This window comes from Paenibacillus jiangxiensis (assembly GCF_046098255.1).
Classification (GTDB): domain Bacteria; phylum Bacillota; class Bacilli; order Paenibacillales; family Paenibacillaceae; genus Paenibacillus; species Paenibacillus jiagnxiensis.
Map to the genome: position 1 here is coordinate 124,224 of NZ_JBJURI010000020.1, position 17,630 is coordinate 141,853.

At 50.1% G+C, this 17,630-nt stretch carries 19 protein-coding genes and 1 other annotated feature; all 19 genes read left to right on the top strand.

The window, feature by feature from the left end; genetic code table 11:
• Positions 1–14: 14 nt before the first annotated feature.
• The 19 genes from ACI1P2_RS19235 to ACI1P2_RS19325 all read left to right on the top strand — a co-directional run bounded on the left by ACI1P2_RS19235 (position 15) and on the right by ACI1P2_RS19325 (position 17,186).
• Positions 15–1,049 (top strand): rod shape-determining protein, encoded by a 1,035-nt coding sequence (locus ACI1P2_RS19235; protein ID WP_355321601.1) that lies wholly within the window; start codon positions 15–17, stop codon positions 1,047–1,049.
• A gap of 52 nt (positions 1,050–1,101) precedes the next feature.
• Entirely contained in the window at positions 1,102–1,929 is an 828-nt protein-coding gene (gene mreC, locus ACI1P2_RS19240) for a rod shape-determining protein MreC (protein ID WP_355321649.1), read from the top strand.
• Positions 1,929–2,459, top strand: coding sequence for a rod shape-determining protein MreD (mreD, locus tag ACI1P2_RS19245; protein ID WP_355321651.1), 531 nt, complete (start codon positions 1,929–1,931; stop codon positions 2,457–2,459). The genes mreC and mreD overlap by 1 nt, the downstream gene beginning before the upstream one ends.
• Before the next feature lie 96 nt (positions 2,460–2,555).
• Positions 2,556–3,221, top strand: coding sequence for a septum site-determining protein MinC (locus tag ACI1P2_RS19250; protein ID WP_355321603.1), 666 nt, complete (start codon positions 2,556–2,558; stop codon positions 3,219–3,221).
• A gap of 3 nt (positions 3,222–3,224) precedes the next feature.
• Positions 3,225–4,019 (top strand): septum site-determining protein MinD, encoded by a 795-nt coding sequence (minD, locus tag ACI1P2_RS19255; RefSeq protein WP_355321605.1) that lies wholly within the window; start codon positions 3,225–3,227, stop codon positions 4,017–4,019.
• A 143-nt stretch (positions 4,020–4,162) separates the two neighbouring features.
• On the top strand, positions 4,163–5,005 hold the full coding sequence (locus ACI1P2_RS19260; RefSeq protein ID WP_355321607.1) for a M23 family metallopeptidase: 843 nt from the start codon (positions 4,163–4,165) through the stop codon (positions 5,003–5,005).
• The gene (locus tag ACI1P2_RS19265; RefSeq protein ID WP_355321609.1) at positions 4,998–5,858 is read left to right on the top strand and encodes a M50 family metallopeptidase; all 861 of its coding nucleotides are present in this window, start codon (positions 4,998–5,000) and stop codon (positions 5,856–5,858) included. Before ACI1P2_RS19260 ends, ACI1P2_RS19265 begins: the two co-directional genes overlap by 8 nt.
• A gap of 145 nt (positions 5,859–6,003) precedes the next feature.
• Positions 6,004–7,197 (top strand): Rne/Rng family ribonuclease, encoded by a 1,194-nt coding sequence (locus ACI1P2_RS19270; RefSeq protein ID WP_355321611.1) that lies wholly within the window; start codon positions 6,004–6,006, stop codon positions 7,195–7,197.
• A 79-nt stretch (positions 7,198–7,276) separates the two neighbouring features.
• Positions 7,277–7,359: a sequence feature (ribosomal protein L21 leader region), on the top strand.
• Positions 7,360–7,371: 12 nt separating this feature from the next.
• Positions 7,372–7,683, top strand: coding sequence for a 50S ribosomal protein L21 (gene rplU / locus ACI1P2_RS19275; RefSeq protein ID WP_355321613.1), 312 nt, complete (start codon positions 7,372–7,374; stop codon positions 7,681–7,683).
• Positions 7,684–7,696: 13 nt separating this feature from the next.
• Positions 7,697–8,023, top strand: a complete 327-nt coding sequence (locus ACI1P2_RS19280) for a ribosomal-processing cysteine protease Prp (RefSeq protein WP_355321615.1) — start codon at positions 7,697–7,699, stop codon at positions 8,021–8,023.
• Positions 8,024–8,043: 20 nt separating this feature from the next.
• Complete coding sequence (gene rpmA, locus ACI1P2_RS19285) at positions 8,044–8,355, top strand: 50S ribosomal protein L27 (RefSeq protein WP_305753298.1); 312 nt, start codon at positions 8,044–8,046, stop codon at positions 8,353–8,355.
• A 332-nt stretch (positions 8,356–8,687) separates the two neighbouring features.
• Positions 8,688–9,371 (top strand): Spo0B domain-containing protein, encoded by a 684-nt coding sequence (locus ACI1P2_RS19290; RefSeq protein ID WP_355321617.1) that lies wholly within the window; start codon positions 8,688–8,690, stop codon positions 9,369–9,371.
• A 13-nt stretch (positions 9,372–9,384) separates the two neighbouring features.
• The gene (gene obgE, locus ACI1P2_RS19295; RefSeq protein WP_355321619.1) at positions 9,385–10,698 is read left to right on the top strand and encodes a GTPase ObgE; all 1,314 of its coding nucleotides are present in this window, start codon (positions 9,385–9,387) and stop codon (positions 10,696–10,698) included.
• Positions 10,699–10,875: 177 nt separating this feature from the next.
• Positions 10,876–11,313 (top strand): ACT domain-containing protein, encoded by a 438-nt coding sequence (locus ACI1P2_RS19300; RefSeq protein ID WP_355321621.1) that lies wholly within the window; start codon positions 10,876–10,878, stop codon positions 11,311–11,313.
• Positions 11,314–11,350: 37 nt separating this feature from the next.
• On the top strand, positions 11,351–12,637 hold the full coding sequence (locus ACI1P2_RS19305; protein WP_355321623.1) for a homoserine dehydrogenase: 1,287 nt from the start codon (positions 11,351–11,353) through the stop codon (positions 12,635–12,637).
• Between the two features lie 86 nt (positions 12,638–12,723).
• Complete coding sequence (thrB, locus tag ACI1P2_RS19310) at positions 12,724–13,695, top strand: homoserine kinase (protein WP_355321625.1); 972 nt, start codon at positions 12,724–12,726, stop codon at positions 13,693–13,695.
• Entirely contained in the window at positions 13,692–14,612 is a 921-nt protein-coding gene (gene pheA, locus ACI1P2_RS19315; protein WP_355321627.1) for a prephenate dehydratase, read from the top strand. Before thrB ends, pheA begins: the two co-directional genes overlap by 4 nt.
• Positions 14,605–15,489 carry a branched-chain-amino-acid transaminase gene (gene ilvE / locus ACI1P2_RS19320; protein WP_355321629.1) on the top strand — a complete coding sequence of 295 codons (885 nt, stop codon included), beginning with the start codon at positions 14,605–14,607 and terminating at the stop codon, positions 15,487–15,489. Before pheA ends, ilvE begins: the two co-directional genes overlap by 8 nt.
• A 167-nt stretch (positions 15,490–15,656) precedes the next feature.
• Entirely contained in the window at positions 15,657–17,186 is a 1,530-nt protein-coding gene (locus tag ACI1P2_RS19325; RefSeq protein ID WP_355321631.1) for a LysM peptidoglycan-binding domain-containing protein, read from the top strand.
• The last annotated feature ends 444 nt before the right edge of the window (positions 17,187–17,630 follow it).

Genomic DNA, 17,630 nt, shown 5'->3' on the forward strand with positions numbered 1-17,630 from the left:
AAGGAGATTACAGCATGTTTGGTGGATTTACTAAAGATTTGGGAATTGATCTGGGGACAGCGAATACACTGGTATATGTACGCGGCAGAGGCATTGTGGTAAGAGAGCCGTCGGTGGTCGCGCTTCGTACGGACACAAAGAGCATTGAAGCGGTTGGTGAATCGGCCAAGAAGATGATCGGCCGGACACCGGGGAATATCCGTGCCATCCGCCCGATGAAGGATGGTGTTATTGCGGATTTCGACACTACTGCGACGATGATCAAGTATTTTATCCGCCAGGCGCAGAAACAGCGCTCATTCTTCCCGCGCCACCCCAACGTTATGGTATGCGTGCCTTCCGGCATTACCGCAGTGGAACAGCGTGCGGTCGAGGACGCCACCAAGCAGGCCGGCGCCCGCGAAGCTTATACGATTGAAGAGCCGTTCGCGGCAGCTATCGGTGCGGATCTCCCTGTATGGGAGCCGACAGGCAGCATGGTTGTGGATATCGGCGGAGGAACAACCGAGGTAGCTGTCATCTCTCTTGGGGGCATTGTAACAAGCCGCTCTGTGCGTGTCGCAGGGGACGAAATGGACGAATCCATCATTCAATATATTAAACGCCAGTATAATCTGATGATCGGTGAGCGCACTTCGGAGCAGCTCAAAATGGAAATCGGCTCGGCTATGCCGCTGGAGCAGGTGGAAACGATGGAAATCCGCGGCCGCGACCTCGTCACAGGACTGCCAAAGACCATTACAATTACGTCCGACGAGATTAGCGAAGCGCTGTCCGACACCGTGAATGCAATCGTTGATGCGGTAAAAGTTACACTCGAGAAATGTCCTCCTGAACTCGCTGCTGATATTATGGATAGAGGGATTGTGCTGACAGGCGGAGGAGCACTGCTGCGCAATCTGGACAAACTGCTTGCCGACGAAACGGGAATGCCGGTCATTGTTGCCGAGAATCCGCTGGATTGTGTAGCGATCGGCACGGGCAAGGCGCTGGAAAACATTCATCTGTTCAAATCGCGCAGCAGCTCTGCAGTCCGCTCCAAACGTTGAGACGGGGGTGTAACAACTGTTTAAGCTGCTAGGCAACAAACGGCTTTTCGTACTGTTAATCGGAATCGTGTTGTTCATAGCCTTGATGGGAATTACGCTTGGACAGAGGCAATCCCTTTCCTGGCCTGAGAAATTTGTAAGAGATACGACCGGTTTTGTACAGAGTATTTTTTACAAGCCCGCTGCATTTATAGCGGGCTTCTTTGAAGATATCGGCAATATGAAGGCGATCTATGAGGAAAATGAGCAACTGAAGATCTCTGCAGCCCAGTATCAAACGGATAAGGTCCGCTTCAGCGGCATGGAGGAGGAGAACAAGCGGCTCCAGGAAGCCCTGAACTTTACGAAGACACAGCGCGACAAGTACAACTATGAGAACCGGATTGCGCAGGTCATTAGCGTGAGCAGTGATCCGACAGACAAAACACTGGTCATCGATATCGGCTCTAAAGACGGGGTCAAGCCGGGGATGGCGGTTAGATCCATAGACGGACTTGTTGGAACCATCAGCAATACAAGCAATTTCAGTTCGACAGTCAAACTTTTGACATCCCTGGACGCAAAAGACCCAACCTCCAATGGCATTGCAGTTACGGTTGTGGGCAAAGAAGACTCCTTTGGTGTGCTGGAGAACTACAATCCGGTAAACGGGACCTTTGAAATGACCAAGATCGGGGAGGAAGATCCGATCAAAAAGGGCGATCAGGTCATGACCTCCGGCACAGGCGGCAAGTTTCCGAAATATTTGCTTGTTGGTAAAGTAAAGGATATTCGGGTGAGTGAATTCGGCCAGACGCGAACGGCTATTATTGAGCCTGCAGCAAACTTTGTGGACTGGAAGGAACTGTTTGTTGTATTTACTCCTGAGGTGCAGGAATGATGGTGAGACGCGGCCAAATTCTGATTCTGCTGCTGTTTGTTCTGTTTATTGCAGAGGACACAATTCTTCCCTGGCTTATTCCGGATGCTTGGCAGTTCCGCTTTTCGCCAAATCTCACTTTCGTTGTCATCCTTTTTGTAGCGGTTTATTACAGCAGGCATACCGCCCTGGTGCTGGGCATGGTATTCGGAATGCTGCATGATATCCTTTTTTACGGCTCCATGATCGGAGCATACTCTTTTGCTATGGGGCTATCCGCTTATGTGATGGGGCTTGTATTTCATTCACCACGCGCGCTGATGCCGGTTATGATGAGCGTCGTTCTGCTGGGAAGCCTGCTGCTTGACTCCATCATCTTCAGCATATACCAGCTTTTTCAGCTGAACCATCAGTCTTTTGACTGGGCGCTTGTGGAATATATGGTTCCTGACTTGTTTTTGCACTTTGTGTTTGCGCTTATTATTTACGTTCCTATACGAAAACAACTTGAACGACTCCAAAAACGGGTTAAAAAGGAAGAAGCTGCCTGAAATTGACCGTTTGGGCTGAGAAAGGATGATTTTTCCGCGGTTTAGCAGGATTTTGGCGTTCCGACACGAAATGATTGGGATAGGAGGTACAGGCTAATGGCAGTAAAATCGAATCTTGTTACGATTAAAGGAATCAAAGACGGCCTGGTATTCCTGCTGGACGATCAGTGTGAATTTGAGGAACTGCTCGAAGAACTGCGCTATAAACTGGAACATACCCACCAAAATATTTTGACCGGACCGATCGTGCACGTGGATATTAAGCTGGGGAGCCGCGAAATCGGCAGCGAGCAGAATGAGCTTCTGCTTGATACATTAAAGCAAAAAGGAAATTTGCTCATCCGTTCCGTCGAGCCGCCTGTACATAAACCTGATCCTGAAGAAACAAAGGAAAGCATACACACGGTAACAGGGATGGTTCGTTCGGGACAGGTGCTTCATCATGACGGAAATCTGCTTTTTCTGGGAGATGTCAATCCCGGCGGAGCGATAACTTGTACGGGCGATATATTTATTCTGGGCGCATTGCGCGGAATAGCTCATGCGGGTAACGAAGGCAACAGGAACGCTATTATAGCCGCTTCCTACTTCTCCCCGACACAGCTCCGGATATCCGATGTAATCAGCCGCCCTCCAGACGAATGGGAAGCACGTGAGGCCGGTATAGAATTTGCCTATTTGCAGGAGAGCATCATGCAGATTGACAAGATGAGCAATATAGGCCGACTTCGCCGGGAATTTAATGTGTTTAAAGGAGTGTAGCACATGGGAGAGGCTATAGTCGTCACTTCAGGAAAAGGCGGCGTCGGCAAAACGACGACGTCAGCCAATATAGGAACCGCCCTTGCGCTGCTCGGTAAAAAAGTATGTCTCGTGGATACCGACATCGGGCTGCGCAATTTGGACGTTGTGATGGGACTGGAAAACCGGATTATATATGATTTGGTCGACGTCGCGGAAGGACGCTGCCGTTTGAACCAGGCTTTGGTGAAGGACAAGCGTTTTGACGAGCTGTACATGCTGCCTGCTGCGCAGACCAAAGACAAAAATGCCGTCACGCCTGATCAGGTGAAGGACATTATCCTTGAATTGAAAAAGGATTTTGAATATATCATTATCGACTGTCCGGCCGGCATTGAGCAGGGGTTCAAGAATGCCATTGCAGGCGCGGATCAGGCCATCGTCGTTACGACACCGGAGAACGCCGCCGTGAGGGATGCCGACCGTGTGATCGGTTTGTTGGAGAGTTCTCATGTTGCTTCGCCGAAGCTGATTGTGAACCGTATTCGCAACAGTATGGTTAAATCAGGGGATATGCTGGATATCGACGGCATACTCCAGGTGCTCAATATTGATCTGATCGGTATTGTTCCGGACGATGAACTGGTGATTAAGGCAGCCAACACAGGGGAGCCCACGGTCATGAATCCCGACTCTCATGCCGCGATCGCATACCGTAATATTGCCAGACGCATTCTTGGGGATACGGTGCCCCTGATGCAGCTTGAACAAAAGCAGGGTGTACTGACACGCTTCAAGAAATTTCTCGGCATAGGCTGATTGCCTTCACTATGCCGGACAATGATAGCTATCCTATTTTCATTTTCCTCCGGGGCCTTATGGCGCCGGTTTTCTTATTTCAACATAAGCCAATGCCCGTCCTCATATACATAGTAGCAAAGAACCTCATTGGGGGGCTGGATATGGACAAGAAATCGGGAATTAAACAGCGCAGGGAGGAACGAATCCAGCGGCTGATGGAAATGAGGGGAGCTTCGGCGCCGGCTGCTGAACGCCACTGGAGTGGGAAAACACCAGAACCGCCAGAGTACATCCATTTACCGCAGAGTGCCGAGCAGGACCCGGAGCTGGTCTGGAAAAAAGAACGGGAGCGTATGCACTCGGCCTTCAGAGATGAGCGGGGCCCTTCCTTCTTTACTGCACTAAGGTGGCGTCTCGTGACTAGCTGCATGCTGTTCGGTGCCGTTTGGGCAGTGTTCCGCTGGGATATCCCCTATACGGCCGAATCCAGGTTTTTTATTGCGGATGTGCTCAGCCGTGATATGGACATGACTGCAGCAGCGAAGTGGTATACGGAGCATTTCGGAGGGGCGCCGTCCTTCCTGCCAACGTTTGGGGAAGAGGAGACAAACTCGCAGGAGGTAAGCGCATCCGGCCACCCTGCAGCGCCGCTGGCGGGTACGGTTATCCAGAGCTTTGCGGTAAGCCTCAAGGGGATTGAAATCGTTCCGGAGCGGGATGATACCAATCCGGTACAAGTCAAAAGCATTGACGCGGGCCGTGTGCTGGAGGTGACACATCATCCGCAGAACGGAACGACTGTGGTGATCAGGCATACAGGGGGCCTCACAGCCGTATACGGCAAGGTAACGGGTACGCAGCTTCAGGTGGATGATTGGGTTCAGAAGGGGGAAGCCATTGGACTTATTCCCGTCCGGGAAAGCGGAGAGCCTGCCACCCTGTATTTTGCCGTCAAGCAGGATGACCGCTATATTGACCCTGCGGAAGTGGTAACCTTTGATTAACATCCGCGGCGTAACGCTTGCTCTCCATCCCCTCTTTGTGCTGATTATGCTGGCATCCGTGTTCACCGGACATTTTATTGAGCTGATTACGCTGTTTGCTATCGTATTGATTCATGAGCTTGGACATGCTGCGGCAGCGGCTTTGCTTGGAGTCAGGGTGGTTTCGATTCAGCTCCTGCCGTTCGGAGGCGTGGCGGAAGTGGAGGATCGGGGATGTCTGCCTGCCTGGAAGGAAATTATCATCGCGCTTGCCGGTCCTCTGCAAAATGGATTGATGATTATGGCCCTTCTGTTTCTTAAAAGCTTTAATTGGGTAAATAATGACTTTGCAGCGTATGCGATCCACGGCAATGTTATCATCGCTCTGTTCAACCTGCTTCCGGTGCTTCCTCTGGACGGTGGAAAAATTGTACAGGCCTTGCTGAGCATGCGGCTGCCTTATCATTTGACCTTGCTGTGGACGCTGCGGACAAGTATTGTGTTCAGCGCTTTATTTTGTGTTTATGCGGCTCTTCCCTTATGGCTGAATACCGGAGGACTGCAGCTGAATATGCTGGCTGTCGGCATTTTTCTCCTGTATTCCAATCTGGTGGATTACCGCAATATTCCATACCGGTTTGTTCGGTTTTTGCTGGGACGGGATGCTCTGTTTTACCAGCAGGCGGCACAGGGGAATTTTGCCGTTCCGATATTCTCGCTTCCGGTGAAACATTTGGATTCCATATTGCGTCTCTTTAGAAGAGACAGGTATCATATTATATATGTTATGAATGAGCGCGGCAAAATCATTGCCGTTCTGCCAGAGCAGCGGATTATCCGGTCCTACTTCAGCACACACGGAGGCAGAACGTGATCGTGCAGCGGCCAGGGCCGAGAGCCGCAGCTTCTATTCTGCAGTGTATTTTAATACCTAGCATATCACTCTACAGTTATATAGAAGCAGCTGGAGCTGCCTTGAATAAATGGGGTTGTACACATTTTTCAAGATAGGAGAAACCATGAAACAAATGATTGTACACTGCAAGCAGAATACAACACAAATGGCTCTTTTGGAGAACGGAAGGCTGATAGAATATGCGGCGGAGCGTGCCCGTAATCAGGGGACACTAGGGTCGCTTTTTAAGGCGCGGGTTGTCAATGTCGTACCCGGTATGCAGGCAGCGTTTGTAGACATAGGGCAAAAGAAAAACGCCTTTTTATATGTGGATGATGTTCTTCACGCCCACCTGGATAAGCAGCCGACTGTGAAGCCGGCCATTACGGAGCTGCTCAAGCCCGGTCAGGAACTGATCGTACAGGTGTTCAAAGAGGCGGTTGGGAGCAAGGGGGCACGGGTTACAACCCATTATTCGCTTCCGGGCCGTTGGATCGTATATATGCCTAACGCCGATTATGTAGCTGTTTCCAAGAAAATCGAGCGTGAAGCCGAGCGCTCCAGGCTTAAGGGGATCGGTGAAGAGATCCGGCAGGAAGAGGAAGGGCTCATTATCCGCACTGTATCCGAGGATGAGAGTCGCGAAGCATTGGAAAGGGATCTGGAGCAGCTGAGAAAGCAGTGGCATTCGATTTTGAAGAAAGCGGAGCAGCAGACTGCGCCCTGCCTTCTGCATCGTGATTTGAGCATTGTCCAGCGGTTCATCCGGGATACGTTTACTCCGGAGCAGGATGAGCTGATTATTGACCATGAGGGGCAGGCGCAGGACGCGCTTTCCTTTTTGCACGATATGGGCATCTTTGAAGCCAAGGTTCGTGTGTATGACCGGGAAGAGCCGATTTTCCAGAAATTTGGCGTTCAGGAACAGCTGGACCGTGACTTTGCACGCAAAATATGGCTTAAGGGCGGGGGCTATATTGTTATCGATCATACGGAGGCCCTCACCGTCATAGATGTGAATACCGGAAAATACACCGGCGGCAGCAATCTGGAGGAAACCGTGACCCGCACCAATCTTGAGGCGGCGGCGGAAATTGCACGGCTGATGAGAGTACGGGATGTCGGCGGTATCATTATCGTTGATTTTATCGATATGGAGCGTGAAGAGCACCGCAAGGAGGTGTTCACCATTCTCGAAGAGGGCCTGAAGCAGGACCGGACAAAATCATTTGTCGTCGGCTGGACCAAACTGGGGTTGCTGGAGATGACCCGGAAGAAGGTGCGCGCGGAAAGCCTGCCGGAGGAGTGGAACAGGTAAGATCTTAAGGGCTTGAAACCTATTATGTCTTATGCTATACTCATTGAGTATGTGTACGGCGCTGAGGTTTAGTATGCTGCACATGCTGTAACCGCTCCGATCTGGTTGAAGTGTGTTCCCCAAGGGGAATGCCACCTGTATTAGGCGAGTCTGAGACATAAGGAGGTGCAGACAATGTACGCAATTATCGAAACAGGCGGTAAACAATACAAAGTTCAAGAGGGCGACGTATTGTACATCGAGAAACTGAACGCTAACGATGGTGAAACTGTAACGTTTGACCGTGTTCTGGCAGTGTCCAGCGACAAAGGTTTTACAGCAGGCACACCACTCGTATCCGGCGCTTCTGTAACGGCTACTGTGGAGAAGCATGGCAAAGGTCAAAAGGTTGTTGTTTATAAATACAAGCCGAAAAAGAACTACCATGTGAAACAAGGCCACCGTCAACCGTACACAAAAGTGACAATCGGAAAAATCCAGGCATAAGAGGGTCCGATAAGTGATTATCGTACAGATTAAACGCATGGAAGACGGAAGCATCCGTGGCTTTTCGGTGAAAGGGCATGCGAATTATGCCAAGCGAGGGGAAGACATTGTCTGCGCAGGCGTATCCGCAGTAACGGTCGGCACCGTCAATTCCATTGAAGCATTGGCCGGGGTGGTGCTTGATGCGAAGATGAGGAACGGCTTTTTGAGCGCCGATATTCCTGATCTGCCGGATGAAGCGGTCCGTTCCAAGGTTCAGCTGCTGATGGAGTCCATGGAGCTTATGCTGGAAGGTATTGCTGAGTCATACGGTGAGTATATTCAAATACAAAATAAATAATATAGAAGGAGGGGACATTCATGTTGAAATTGGATCTTCAGTTGTTCGCATCGAAGAAAGGTGTAGGTTCCACAAAGAACGGTCGTGACAGTAAAGCGAAGCGTCTGGGCGTAAAACGTGCTGACGGTCAGCTCGTGACTGGTGGAAGCATCCTGGTTCGTCAACGCGGAACGAAAATTCATCCGGGTACGAACGTAGGAATCGGTAAAGACGATACTTTGTTTGCGAAAGTGGACGGCGTTGTGAAATTCGAACGTTGGGGCCGTGACCGCAAAAAAGTAAGCATCTATCCGGTTGATGTCGCTCCGGTAGCGGCTGCAGTAGAAGCTTAAATAGCGGTGCGATTCCGTGACAAAGCCTCCGGCATTTCTGCCGGGGGCTTTTTTTAAGGTTTTAGAAAGTATAAACTTCCTGGCATGAGCCTCCTGAAATCGCAAGAAAAACTTCCGCTAAACGCGGTCTGACTTCTATGAATGTGTGCCGATAGATGTTTTTCTTACTAACAAGTCGGGGCAGTGTTTTACGCTGATGGTAATGAACTGGAAAGTAAGTCGTGCTATACTTGAAAAGACTGATTAGCCATTTCAAGATCCAGAACGGAGAGAAAACCATGTTATCGCGGAAAAGTTTACCTCTGCTAGCGGTATGCTCAGTTCTAGCTCCCTTGATTCTTGCTCTGCTGGTTCCGGGCCCTGTAACGGTCAGCATTCTGGGTGTTTGGGGAGTGGCGGCTGCCATAGCTGGAGTTGAAATTACCCGGCGTAACGCCGAGAAGGAAAATGCAGCGATGAGACGTGCGCTGGAAGAGACGGCGAACACGGCATTCAATCATCACAGACATGATTGGATGAATGATTTACAGGTGCTGTATGGTTATATCCGGATGGGAAAGCATGATAAATCGGCAGAATATGTGGAAAGAATAAAGGAGCGTGCCGTTCAGGACAGCAGGATATCCAAGCTTGGGATTCCTGCGCTTATATTTTATCTGCATTCATTCCGGGTAAACTCGCACAGCCTGCGGCTTGAGGTATATGTGGAAGACCAGCTGCAGCTGGGAGCTGTCATGTCTCCCGAAGACGGCGAGTCGCTCGCTTCGGCAGTAAGGGAAACAGTGCAGGCGTATCAATGCGGCGTGGGCCGGTCGTCCTGGGGAGAAGTGCGCAGTTTGAATTTATATTTCGGTATGGATCAGGGGGACATTATCGTCCGGTTTGAAGGCAGCGACCTGCCGGCCGATTCGGAAATGCTGATGCAGGTACGGACCAAGCTGGAGAATCAAAGCTTGCGGATGGAGCAGCTTCCGTCCGGACAAACCTTCCAGATTCGGATGCCGTGCCAAACATAAGGATGGTGTAAACATGTTTGTTGATAAAGCGAAGATTTATGTGAAGGGCGGCGACGGGGGCGACGGTCTTGTGGCTTTCCGCCGCGAAAAGTATGTTCCTAACGGCGGCCCGGCCGGCGGTGACGGCGGCAAGGGCGGAGACGTGATATTCCGGGTGGATGAAGGGCTGCGTACGCTGATGGATTTCCGCTACCAGCGGCATTTTAAGGCAAAACGTGGTGAGAAAGGACGCAACAAAAGCCAACATGGGGCAAATGCGGAAAATATGATTGTGCGGATTCCGCCGGGGACGGTCGTCATCGACGATGATAACGGAGAAGTCATTGCCGACCTGACACGTCACGGACAGCAGGTGGTCGTGGCCAGGGGCGGCCGCGGTGGCCGGGGGAATATCCGGTTTGCGACTCCGGCGAATCCTGCGCCGGAGCTTGCCGAGAACGGGGAAGAAGGACGGGAGCGCTACGTCACGCTTGAGCTCAAGGTGATGGCTGATGTGGGGCTTGTAGGTTTTCCGAGTGTAGGCAAGTCGACGCTTCTGTCCGTAGTCTCTGCGGCTCAGCCCAAAATCGGAGCCTATCATTTTACCACCATCACTCCTAACTTGGGGGTGGTTGAGGTAGAGGAAGGCCGCAGCTTTGTCATGGCTGATCTTCCCGGACTCATTGAAGGTGCTCACACCGGTATTGGCTTGGGACATGAGTTTTTAAGACATGTTGAGCGGACGCGGATTATCATTCATGTCGTGGATATGGCCGGCTCGGAGGGACGCGACCCGTTTGACGATTGGGTGAAAATCAATGAAGAGCTCAAGCTGTACAATGCGGGGCTGGCCGAACGGCCGCAAATTGTGGCTGCGAATAAGATGGACATGCCGGAGGCGGAGGAGCATCTGAAGGAGTTTAAGGATAAAGTGGCTGCAGTCCGCCCAGACCTCGAAATTATGCCAATCTCTTCGCTGACCCGCAAAGGCGTTAAGGAGCTGCTCTACCGCGCGGCGGATTTGCTGGACCAGTTACCGGAAGAGCCGGATGTGGAAGAGATTGTGGAAGTACAGGAGCGGAAGGTCTACAAGCTGGAAAAGGAAGAGGACGAGGGTTTTCGGATTGTGCGTGAAAACGAAACCTTTATCGTTGAAAGTCCGAAAATTGAGCGCATGATGAAGCGGATGCAGCTCAATTCCCATGATGCGATTCTCAAGCTGGCAAGAACCCTCCGGCATATGGGAGTGGATAACGAGCTGCGCAAGAGAGGTGCCGTGGACGGAACCATTGTCCGCATTGGCGACTTTGAATTCGAGTTCGTGGAGGGAAGCAGCTATTATTATTAATGCCGGCGGCTCAGACTGGATCAATTTCTATAAAGAATGATATAGCTGTAAGGAGGTGTCCCTGGTTGGGCACCTTTTTTTCGAATAGAGTAATTACAATAGTCTATTGCCCTCCCGTGTCAGATTCGTTATAATGTCCTCTATATGTATACATAAGTCTCTGAGGAGAGGACGAATGTGAAAGAACGCTATTATTTGGTGCGGGAAGACATCCTGCCTGAAGCCATTGTCAAAACGATTCAGGTAAAACAGCTTCTTGCTTCCGGTGATGTAAAGACGGTGCATGAAGCCGCTGAACAGATTGGCTTAAGCCGAAGCGCTTTTTATAAATATAAAGACGGCATTCATCTTATTAATCAGCTGGAACGGGAACGGATCGTAAATATTTCCCTGGATCTGGACCATCAATCGGGGATGCTTTCCAAGGTTCTGGCCATGATTGCTGATTATGGCGGAAATGTGCTGACCATTCAGCAGAGCATTCCCCTGCAGGGGAGGGCCAATGTCGTCATCTCCGTTGAAATGTCCAGGCTCAGTGAAGAGCTGGGCAGCCTGCTGACGGGATTGCAGGCATTGTCCGGAGTCAAGCGTGTCCGTTTGATCGGTCAGGGATAAAAGGCCGTGATTTTATGAATACAGGGGGAATCAGTGGATGAAACCGGTAAAGGTAGGATTGTTGGGATTGGGGACGGTTGGAACAGGCGTGGTCCGCATTGTGGAGGGTAATCAAGAGGATTTGCGCAGCCAGGTGGGTTCCCCGATCGTAGTTGAGAAAATTGCCGTCAAAAATCTGGTGAAGACGCGTAACGTTGCGGTGGAGCAATCCAAGCTGACGGGAGACCCATGGGATGTGATCAACGATCCGGAAATCGATGTGATCATTGAAGTGATGGGCGGGGTGGAGCAGACCAAAGCGTATCTGCTGCAAGCGCTCGAGAACGGAAAACATATCGTTACCGCCAATAAAGATTTGATGGCCCTGCATGGAGCCGAAATCTTGGCCAAAGCGCAGGAGAAGCAGTGTGACGTATTCTACGAGGCCAGTGTGGCCGGAGGCATTCCAATTATCCGGACACTGATTGAGGGATTCTCGTCCGACCGCATTATCCGCATTATGGGCATCGTAAACGGAACAACGAACTATATTTTGACTAAAATGAGTCAAGAAGGCGCTTCTTACGAAGAGGTGCTCAGGGAGGCTCAGGAGTTGGGCTATGCCGAGTCCGATCCGACTTCGGACGTCGAAGGTTTGGACGCCGCCCGCAAAATGGCCATTCTGGCCACGCTAGGCTTTCGCTCCAATGTGGAGCTTGGGGATGTCAGCGTGAAAGGCATTTCACAAATTTCCAGCGAGGATATTGCATTTGCCAAAAAGCTCGGCTATGAAATGAAGCTGCTTGGCATCGCGGAAAGAAACGGCGATCAGTTTAACATCAGCGTGCAGCCTACGATGGTCAGCCAGAGCCATCCTCTTGCTTCAGTGAACGGGGTGTTCAATGCTGTTTACGTTCACGGTGAGGCGGTCGGTGAAACGATGTTCTACGGCGCAGGTGCGGGTGAATTGCCAACAGCAACCTCTGTTGTGGCCGACCTGGTCGCTGTCGTTAAAAATCTGAAGCTCGGCGTCAATGGATTGAAGGCGATCGCTCCATATAAGCCGAGGCTCCTTACCAGTGATGAAGAGGTGTTCAGCAAAAATTTTATCCTGCTCCATGTGGATGACAAGGCGGGGGTCCTGGCTCAAATTACCCAGGTATTTGCCGAATTCGGCGTCAGTCTGGCATCGGTGGTGCAGCAGCCGAACGAGCACAACCCGAATGCGGAAATTATCATCATTACACACAGCGCCAGCAAGGCGAACATGCAGAAGGTGCTGAATCACTTTGAATCGCTGGAAGTCATCCGCAGAATTAAGAGCGTATACCGGGTTGAGGGTTAAAATCCTGATGGTGTATTCTAATGAGCATTTGGATTTACATTATTTAGTGTGATGGTTTGTAAGGCATCGCAGTGGAGGCGGAAGGAATGTTTGATTTACCGGTTGTTCGGGCCCGGGTTCCGGCGAGTACGGCAAATCTGGGACCGGGATTTGATACGCTGGGGATGGCTCTTAACCTGTACGCATGGATTGAAATGAAGCAATCTGACGAAACCCGGTTTTATTTACACGGGGATCAGCTTAAGGGTGTTCCTGGAGACAAGTCCAATCTGATTTACGAAGTGGCGCAGATGGTTTTTGAGGAAGCGGGAGTATCGGTGCCGGAGCTGGAAGTATCCATGTATTCCGATATTCCCTTGACCCGCGGTTTGGGCAGCAGCGCATCCGCCATTGTCGGAGCGCTGGCTGCGGCGAATGCCCTGATTGGTTCTCCGCTGTCCGAAGCCAGGCTCTTTGATATGGCCACGGCTATAGAAAAGCATCCGGACAACGTCGGTGCGTCCTTGTTCGGGGGAATTATAACAGCGGTTTGGGATGGCGTTCATGCCCAGTGCATAAGGCTGGACCCGAATGATCATCTGGAAGTTCTGGTTGTCATTCCGGAATTCGAGCTGTCCACCTCCAAGGCGAGGGGAGTGCTGCCTGCGGAAATCGTGCTGCAGGATGCTGTATACAACATCAGCCGTTCCTCTCTTCTGGTGGCCGCATTAGCCACCGGGAATTTTGATGTTATTGCGGAGGCCATGAAAGACCGGGTTCACCAGCCATACCGGGCCGCTCTCATTCCAGGGATGGCGGAAATATTGCAGGAAGCACCGCGCCATGGGGCGCTTGGAGCCGCCTTGAGCGGGGCGGGGCCGACTCTGCTGGCGCTGGTGGACGGGCGTGTGCAGCGGAAGGCGGAGCTGGAGCGTTATTTGAAGGAAACGATGCAGCGCGAGTCCGTCCCGATCCGTATGATGTGGCTTAAGCCCGAAGTGCAAGGGGTGAGAGTGTACACAGGCGGAGAGAGTCAGCATTCGTTTTTGGATATCATAAAGGGGGAAAGCGTGCTGTGACACGGATTGCAGTTTTGCCGGAGGGTTCGGTGTCTCATGAGGCGGTGGATTTCCTGCTGGGCGATCAGCCCTGTGAGCTGGTTCACTATCAGCAAATCACGGAGGTTTTCCGTTCCACAGACAGCGGGAATACCGATTACAGTGTCATACCGATTGAGAATACGATCGACGGATCAGTAAGCCTGCATATGGATTGGCTTGTTCATGAAGTGGATATTGCCATGCAAGCGGAATGGGTGTATCCGTCCATTCAGAATTTGATCGGGCATCAAAAGGAATTTTTAGATCAGACAGGGCAATTGGATTTGAGCAAGATCACCAAGGTTATGTCGCATCCGGTGGCCCTGCCGCAGTGTCAGCAGTTCATACGGGAGCATATGCCGCATGCCGAGCTGGAGAGTACAGGCAGTACGGCGGAGGCTGTAAAAATCGTTAAACGAAACCCGGGCAAGGGCTGGGCGGCGATCGGAACCCGTTTGGGCGCGGCTACACATCATTTGGACATTTTGGCAGAGCGGGTGACGGACCATCATAACAATTTCACCAGATTTGTGTTGATTGGACATCACCCGATAAAACTGCAGCGCAAGCCGAATGAATACAGAACCAGTGTTTTGATTACGCTGCCTGAGGATTTTCCGGGTGCTTTGCATCAGGTACTTTCCGCCTTTGCCTGGCGCCGGTTAAACCTGTCGCGGATTGAGTCGCGTCCGACGAAAAAGCAGCTGGGGAGCTATTATTTTTACATTGAAGTGATGGAATCGTTAGAGTCGGTGCTGCTTACGGCGGCTTTTGCGGAAATTGAGGCCTTGAAGTGCCAGGTCAGAATTCTGGGTTCTTATCCAAGCTATGCATATAATAAAACATTGAACTCTTGTGAAGAAGCAGGAAAAAGCGGAGGTGTCCTTAATGGCTGAGCAGTGGATTTATTTGGACGGGGAATATGTAACAAAAGAAAATGCGAAAGTATCGGTCTATGACCACGGATTCTTGTACGGTGACGGTATATTTGAAGGCATCCGTATATACAACGGCAACATTTTTAAATGCAAGGAGCACTTGGACCGGCTTTATGATTCGGCTCACTCCATTCAGCTCAATATCCCGCTTTCCCGCGAGGAAATGCTTGAGGCGATGGCGGAAACGATTCGCCGCAACGATATGCGCAGTGGTTATATCCGGCTGATTGTGTCGCGCGGTCCCGGCAACCTTGGGCTGGACCCGCTCCGCTGCCCGAAAGCCAGCGTTATTATCATTGTGGAAGAGCTGTCGATCTATCCGGAGGAAGCCTATCTCACTGGCCTGAAAACGATATCGGTATCCCAGCGCCGCAATATTCCGGATGCGCTGAATCCAAAGATCAAATCGCTTAACTATTTGAATAACATTCTGGTTAAAATTCAATCCAACTATGCGGGTGTGGGTGAGGCGATCATGCTGAACTCCCAGGGGTATGTAACGGAAGGGTCTGCGGATAACATTTTTATCGTTAAAAACGGGACGGTTTTCACGCCTCCATGCTACTTGGGCGCATTGGAAGGCATTACCCGCAACGCCATTATCGACATTTGCAGCGAGCTTGGTTATCCGCTTAAGGAACAGCCATTTACCCTGCATGATGTCTATGTAGCCGACGAGGTCTTCTTTACCGGTACGGCTGCGGAAGTAATCGCCGCAAATGAGGTAGACGGACGGACGATTGGAACGGGTGCCGCAGGTCCAATCACTCTGAAGCTGCTGGAGGAGTTCCGCAAAATTGTAAATGTGGACGGTTATAAGGTTTGGGAATCTTAATTTCATCGTATGCTGCCTCAGGAGCGGGCATTCTTGCTCCGGGGGCGGCATTTTTTTAAGTTTTTTTCTGAATAGGGATGTCATTCGCCTACTGCGTGCATAAGATGTTATTAACGATAGCGGGCACAGGTCAGCCCGTAAACGAAAGTTTAGGAGGTTTTGACACCGTGAAAATACACATCCTCAAAAAAGGGGAATCTTTATACGAACTATCGCAAAAATACAAAATTCCCCTTGAGCAGTTGATCAGTGCCAATTCGCATATTACAAATCCGGATGAAGTCATGGCTGGCACCAAAATCAAAATTCCATCCCCGGCGTCAGCTGCTGTGCCTGCACCTTCCGTGGAGGTGGCTTATCAGCATAAGGTAAAACAAGGAGACACCCTTTGGAAGCTAGGTAAGGCGTCGGGGATCCCGCTGAAGGACATGATAGACGCTAATCCCCAGCTTAAAAATCCTAATGCTCTCATGACCGGCGAGATTGTTAATATTCCAAAAGCTAAAGGCACGCAGGCAAATCCCGGACATACCAATGTCTCCGTAAATCAAGCAGGCGGAAATGTGAAGCTGCCGACTAATAAAAAATTCACCGGAGTTAAAGAGGAAAACGCCCCCAACGTGGAAATGCCATATGAGATGTTTGAAATGCCAGAGATTCCCGAGATGCCGAATATTCCGCAAAAGCTTCCTGAGAATGCAAATGTGATGGGGGAAGCAGAAAACAAAGCGAAGGAAAACAAAGCGGCGGAAAATGTAAACATTGAGAATATAGAAAACATTTCAAATATAGAAAACATATCGAATTTAGAGAACTTACCGAAATTAGAGAACATTAAAAAAATAGAAAATGTCGAAAATATAAATGTTCCCATCTCTCCTGAAAATATTTATCAGAGCCCTGAGGCAAATAAGCAGTACGAAATGCCGATTTACCAGACGTACTCCCCTCCCTACATGGCTCAATCAGAGGTTAATAATATGTATCCCGGAATTATGGCTGAGCATGCCAATCCAAATATGCCTGCTCCAACTGCAGTAAATCCAGCTTACTATAAACCTTATGGTGAAGAAAATAAACCTTATAGTAGCAACATGATGTATTCGAACTATCCCTGTGGAGAAAATTCAGCATTCAAACCGAAGTGGATGGCAGCGCCTGTGAATTCACAATTCGGTGAGCATCATTATTACACTAACCCGAGTGCCGGCTATACTCCTCCAGCGAATCCATACACGGCAGGGGAATCCTTTGTCCCTCCAACTTACCCCAACTCCAGCTATCCGACCTTGCATACAGCTGCTTCCAATATTCCTGCGAACAACGATCCATATGTGCCTATGACTTATTCGCCGTATACAAGCGCTCCGGCTTCGCCATATTCAAGCGCTCCATCATTTCCGCCGGCTTATTATCCACCTGGGTATCCTCAACCGTATGGATATCGTACGGAGTTGAACCAAGCTTCTCCATGGATTGCCCCACCGCAGGAGGAGCAAATTCATACCACAGGGTTGGAAAACGAAATTGCATCTGAGCCGGAGCAATCTTCAACGACTTTCAAAGAAACTACTGCCAAGGCAAAGATCTCGAATAAAAGCAGCGGTTCAGGAAAAAAATTTAATGAGCGAAAAACAGGAAATCAACGAAAACGTTCCGCGAAGCCCAAACGCAAAAATCCTTGGATTAATGGATAAATACAGTCCTCTAAAAGAACGGAAAGTTCCTCTCCGTTCTTTTGTGTTTTTTGTTGCAATATGTACGGTGAAGAGTTAGGGTGCCAAAGTTGTCTTTTTTTATGGTGGAAAGAGTGATAAATAAAAAAATTCTTGCAACAGTATAATAGAGTGTGATATATTCTAATTCCGGCCGAAATGAGTTAAAGAGAAACTGCTTGGTAAAATCTTTTCAAAAAAGTGCTTGCCAAAACGGTCGGAAGATGATAAGATATAAAAGTTGCTGATGCGGTGAGCTGAAGCAGCGACGAAGTTTGATCTTTGAAAACTGAACAACGAGTGAGTAGGTTTTACATCGTAAAACCGACCCGCGAAGCCATTTGGTTCGTGTCTATGACAGAATAAATGGCGGAGCGAACATTGAGATATTAATCTCGTCAGATTCAAATGAGCTTAATCGCTCTT

Excerpts from the sequence above, each read along its gene's own strand:
- ACI1P2_RS19235 (WP_355321601.1), top strand. The coding sequence starts at position 15 with ATGTTTGGTGGATTTACTAAAGATTTGGGAATTGATCTGGGGACAGCG.
- mreD (WP_355321651.1), top strand. The coding sequence starts at position 1,929 with ATGGTGAGACGCGGCCAAATTCTGATTCTGCTGCTGTTTGTTCTGTTT.
- ACI1P2_RS19250 (WP_355321603.1), top strand. The coding sequence starts at position 2,556 with ATGGCAGTAAAATCGAATCTTGTTACGATTAAAGGAATCAAAGACGGC.
- minD (WP_355321605.1), top strand. The coding sequence starts at position 3,225 with ATGGGAGAGGCTATAGTCGTCACTTCAGGAAAAGGCGGCGTCGGCAAA.
- ACI1P2_RS19260 (WP_355321607.1), top strand. The coding sequence starts at position 4,163 with ATGGACAAGAAATCGGGAATTAAACAGCGCAGGGAGGAACGAATCCAG.
- ACI1P2_RS19270 (WP_355321611.1), top strand. The coding sequence starts at position 6,004 with ATGAAACAAATGATTGTACACTGCAAGCAGAATACAACACAAATGGCT.
- rplU (WP_355321613.1), top strand. The coding sequence starts at position 7,372 with ATGTACGCAATTATCGAAACAGGCGGTAAACAATACAAAGTTCAAGAG.
- rpmA (WP_305753298.1), top strand. The coding sequence starts at position 8,044 with ATGTTGAAATTGGATCTTCAGTTGTTCGCATCGAAGAAAGGTGTAGGT.
- obgE (WP_355321619.1), top strand. The coding sequence starts at position 9,385 with ATGTTTGTTGATAAAGCGAAGATTTATGTGAAGGGCGGCGACGGGGGC.
- ACI1P2_RS19305 (WP_355321623.1), top strand. The coding sequence starts at position 11,351 with ATGAAACCGGTAAAGGTAGGATTGTTGGGATTGGGGACGGTTGGAACA.
- thrB (WP_355321625.1), top strand. The coding sequence starts at position 12,724 with ATGTTTGATTTACCGGTTGTTCGGGCCCGGGTTCCGGCGAGTACGGCA.
- ilvE (WP_355321629.1), top strand. The coding sequence starts at position 14,605 with ATGGCTGAGCAGTGGATTTATTTGGACGGGGAATATGTAACAAAAGAA.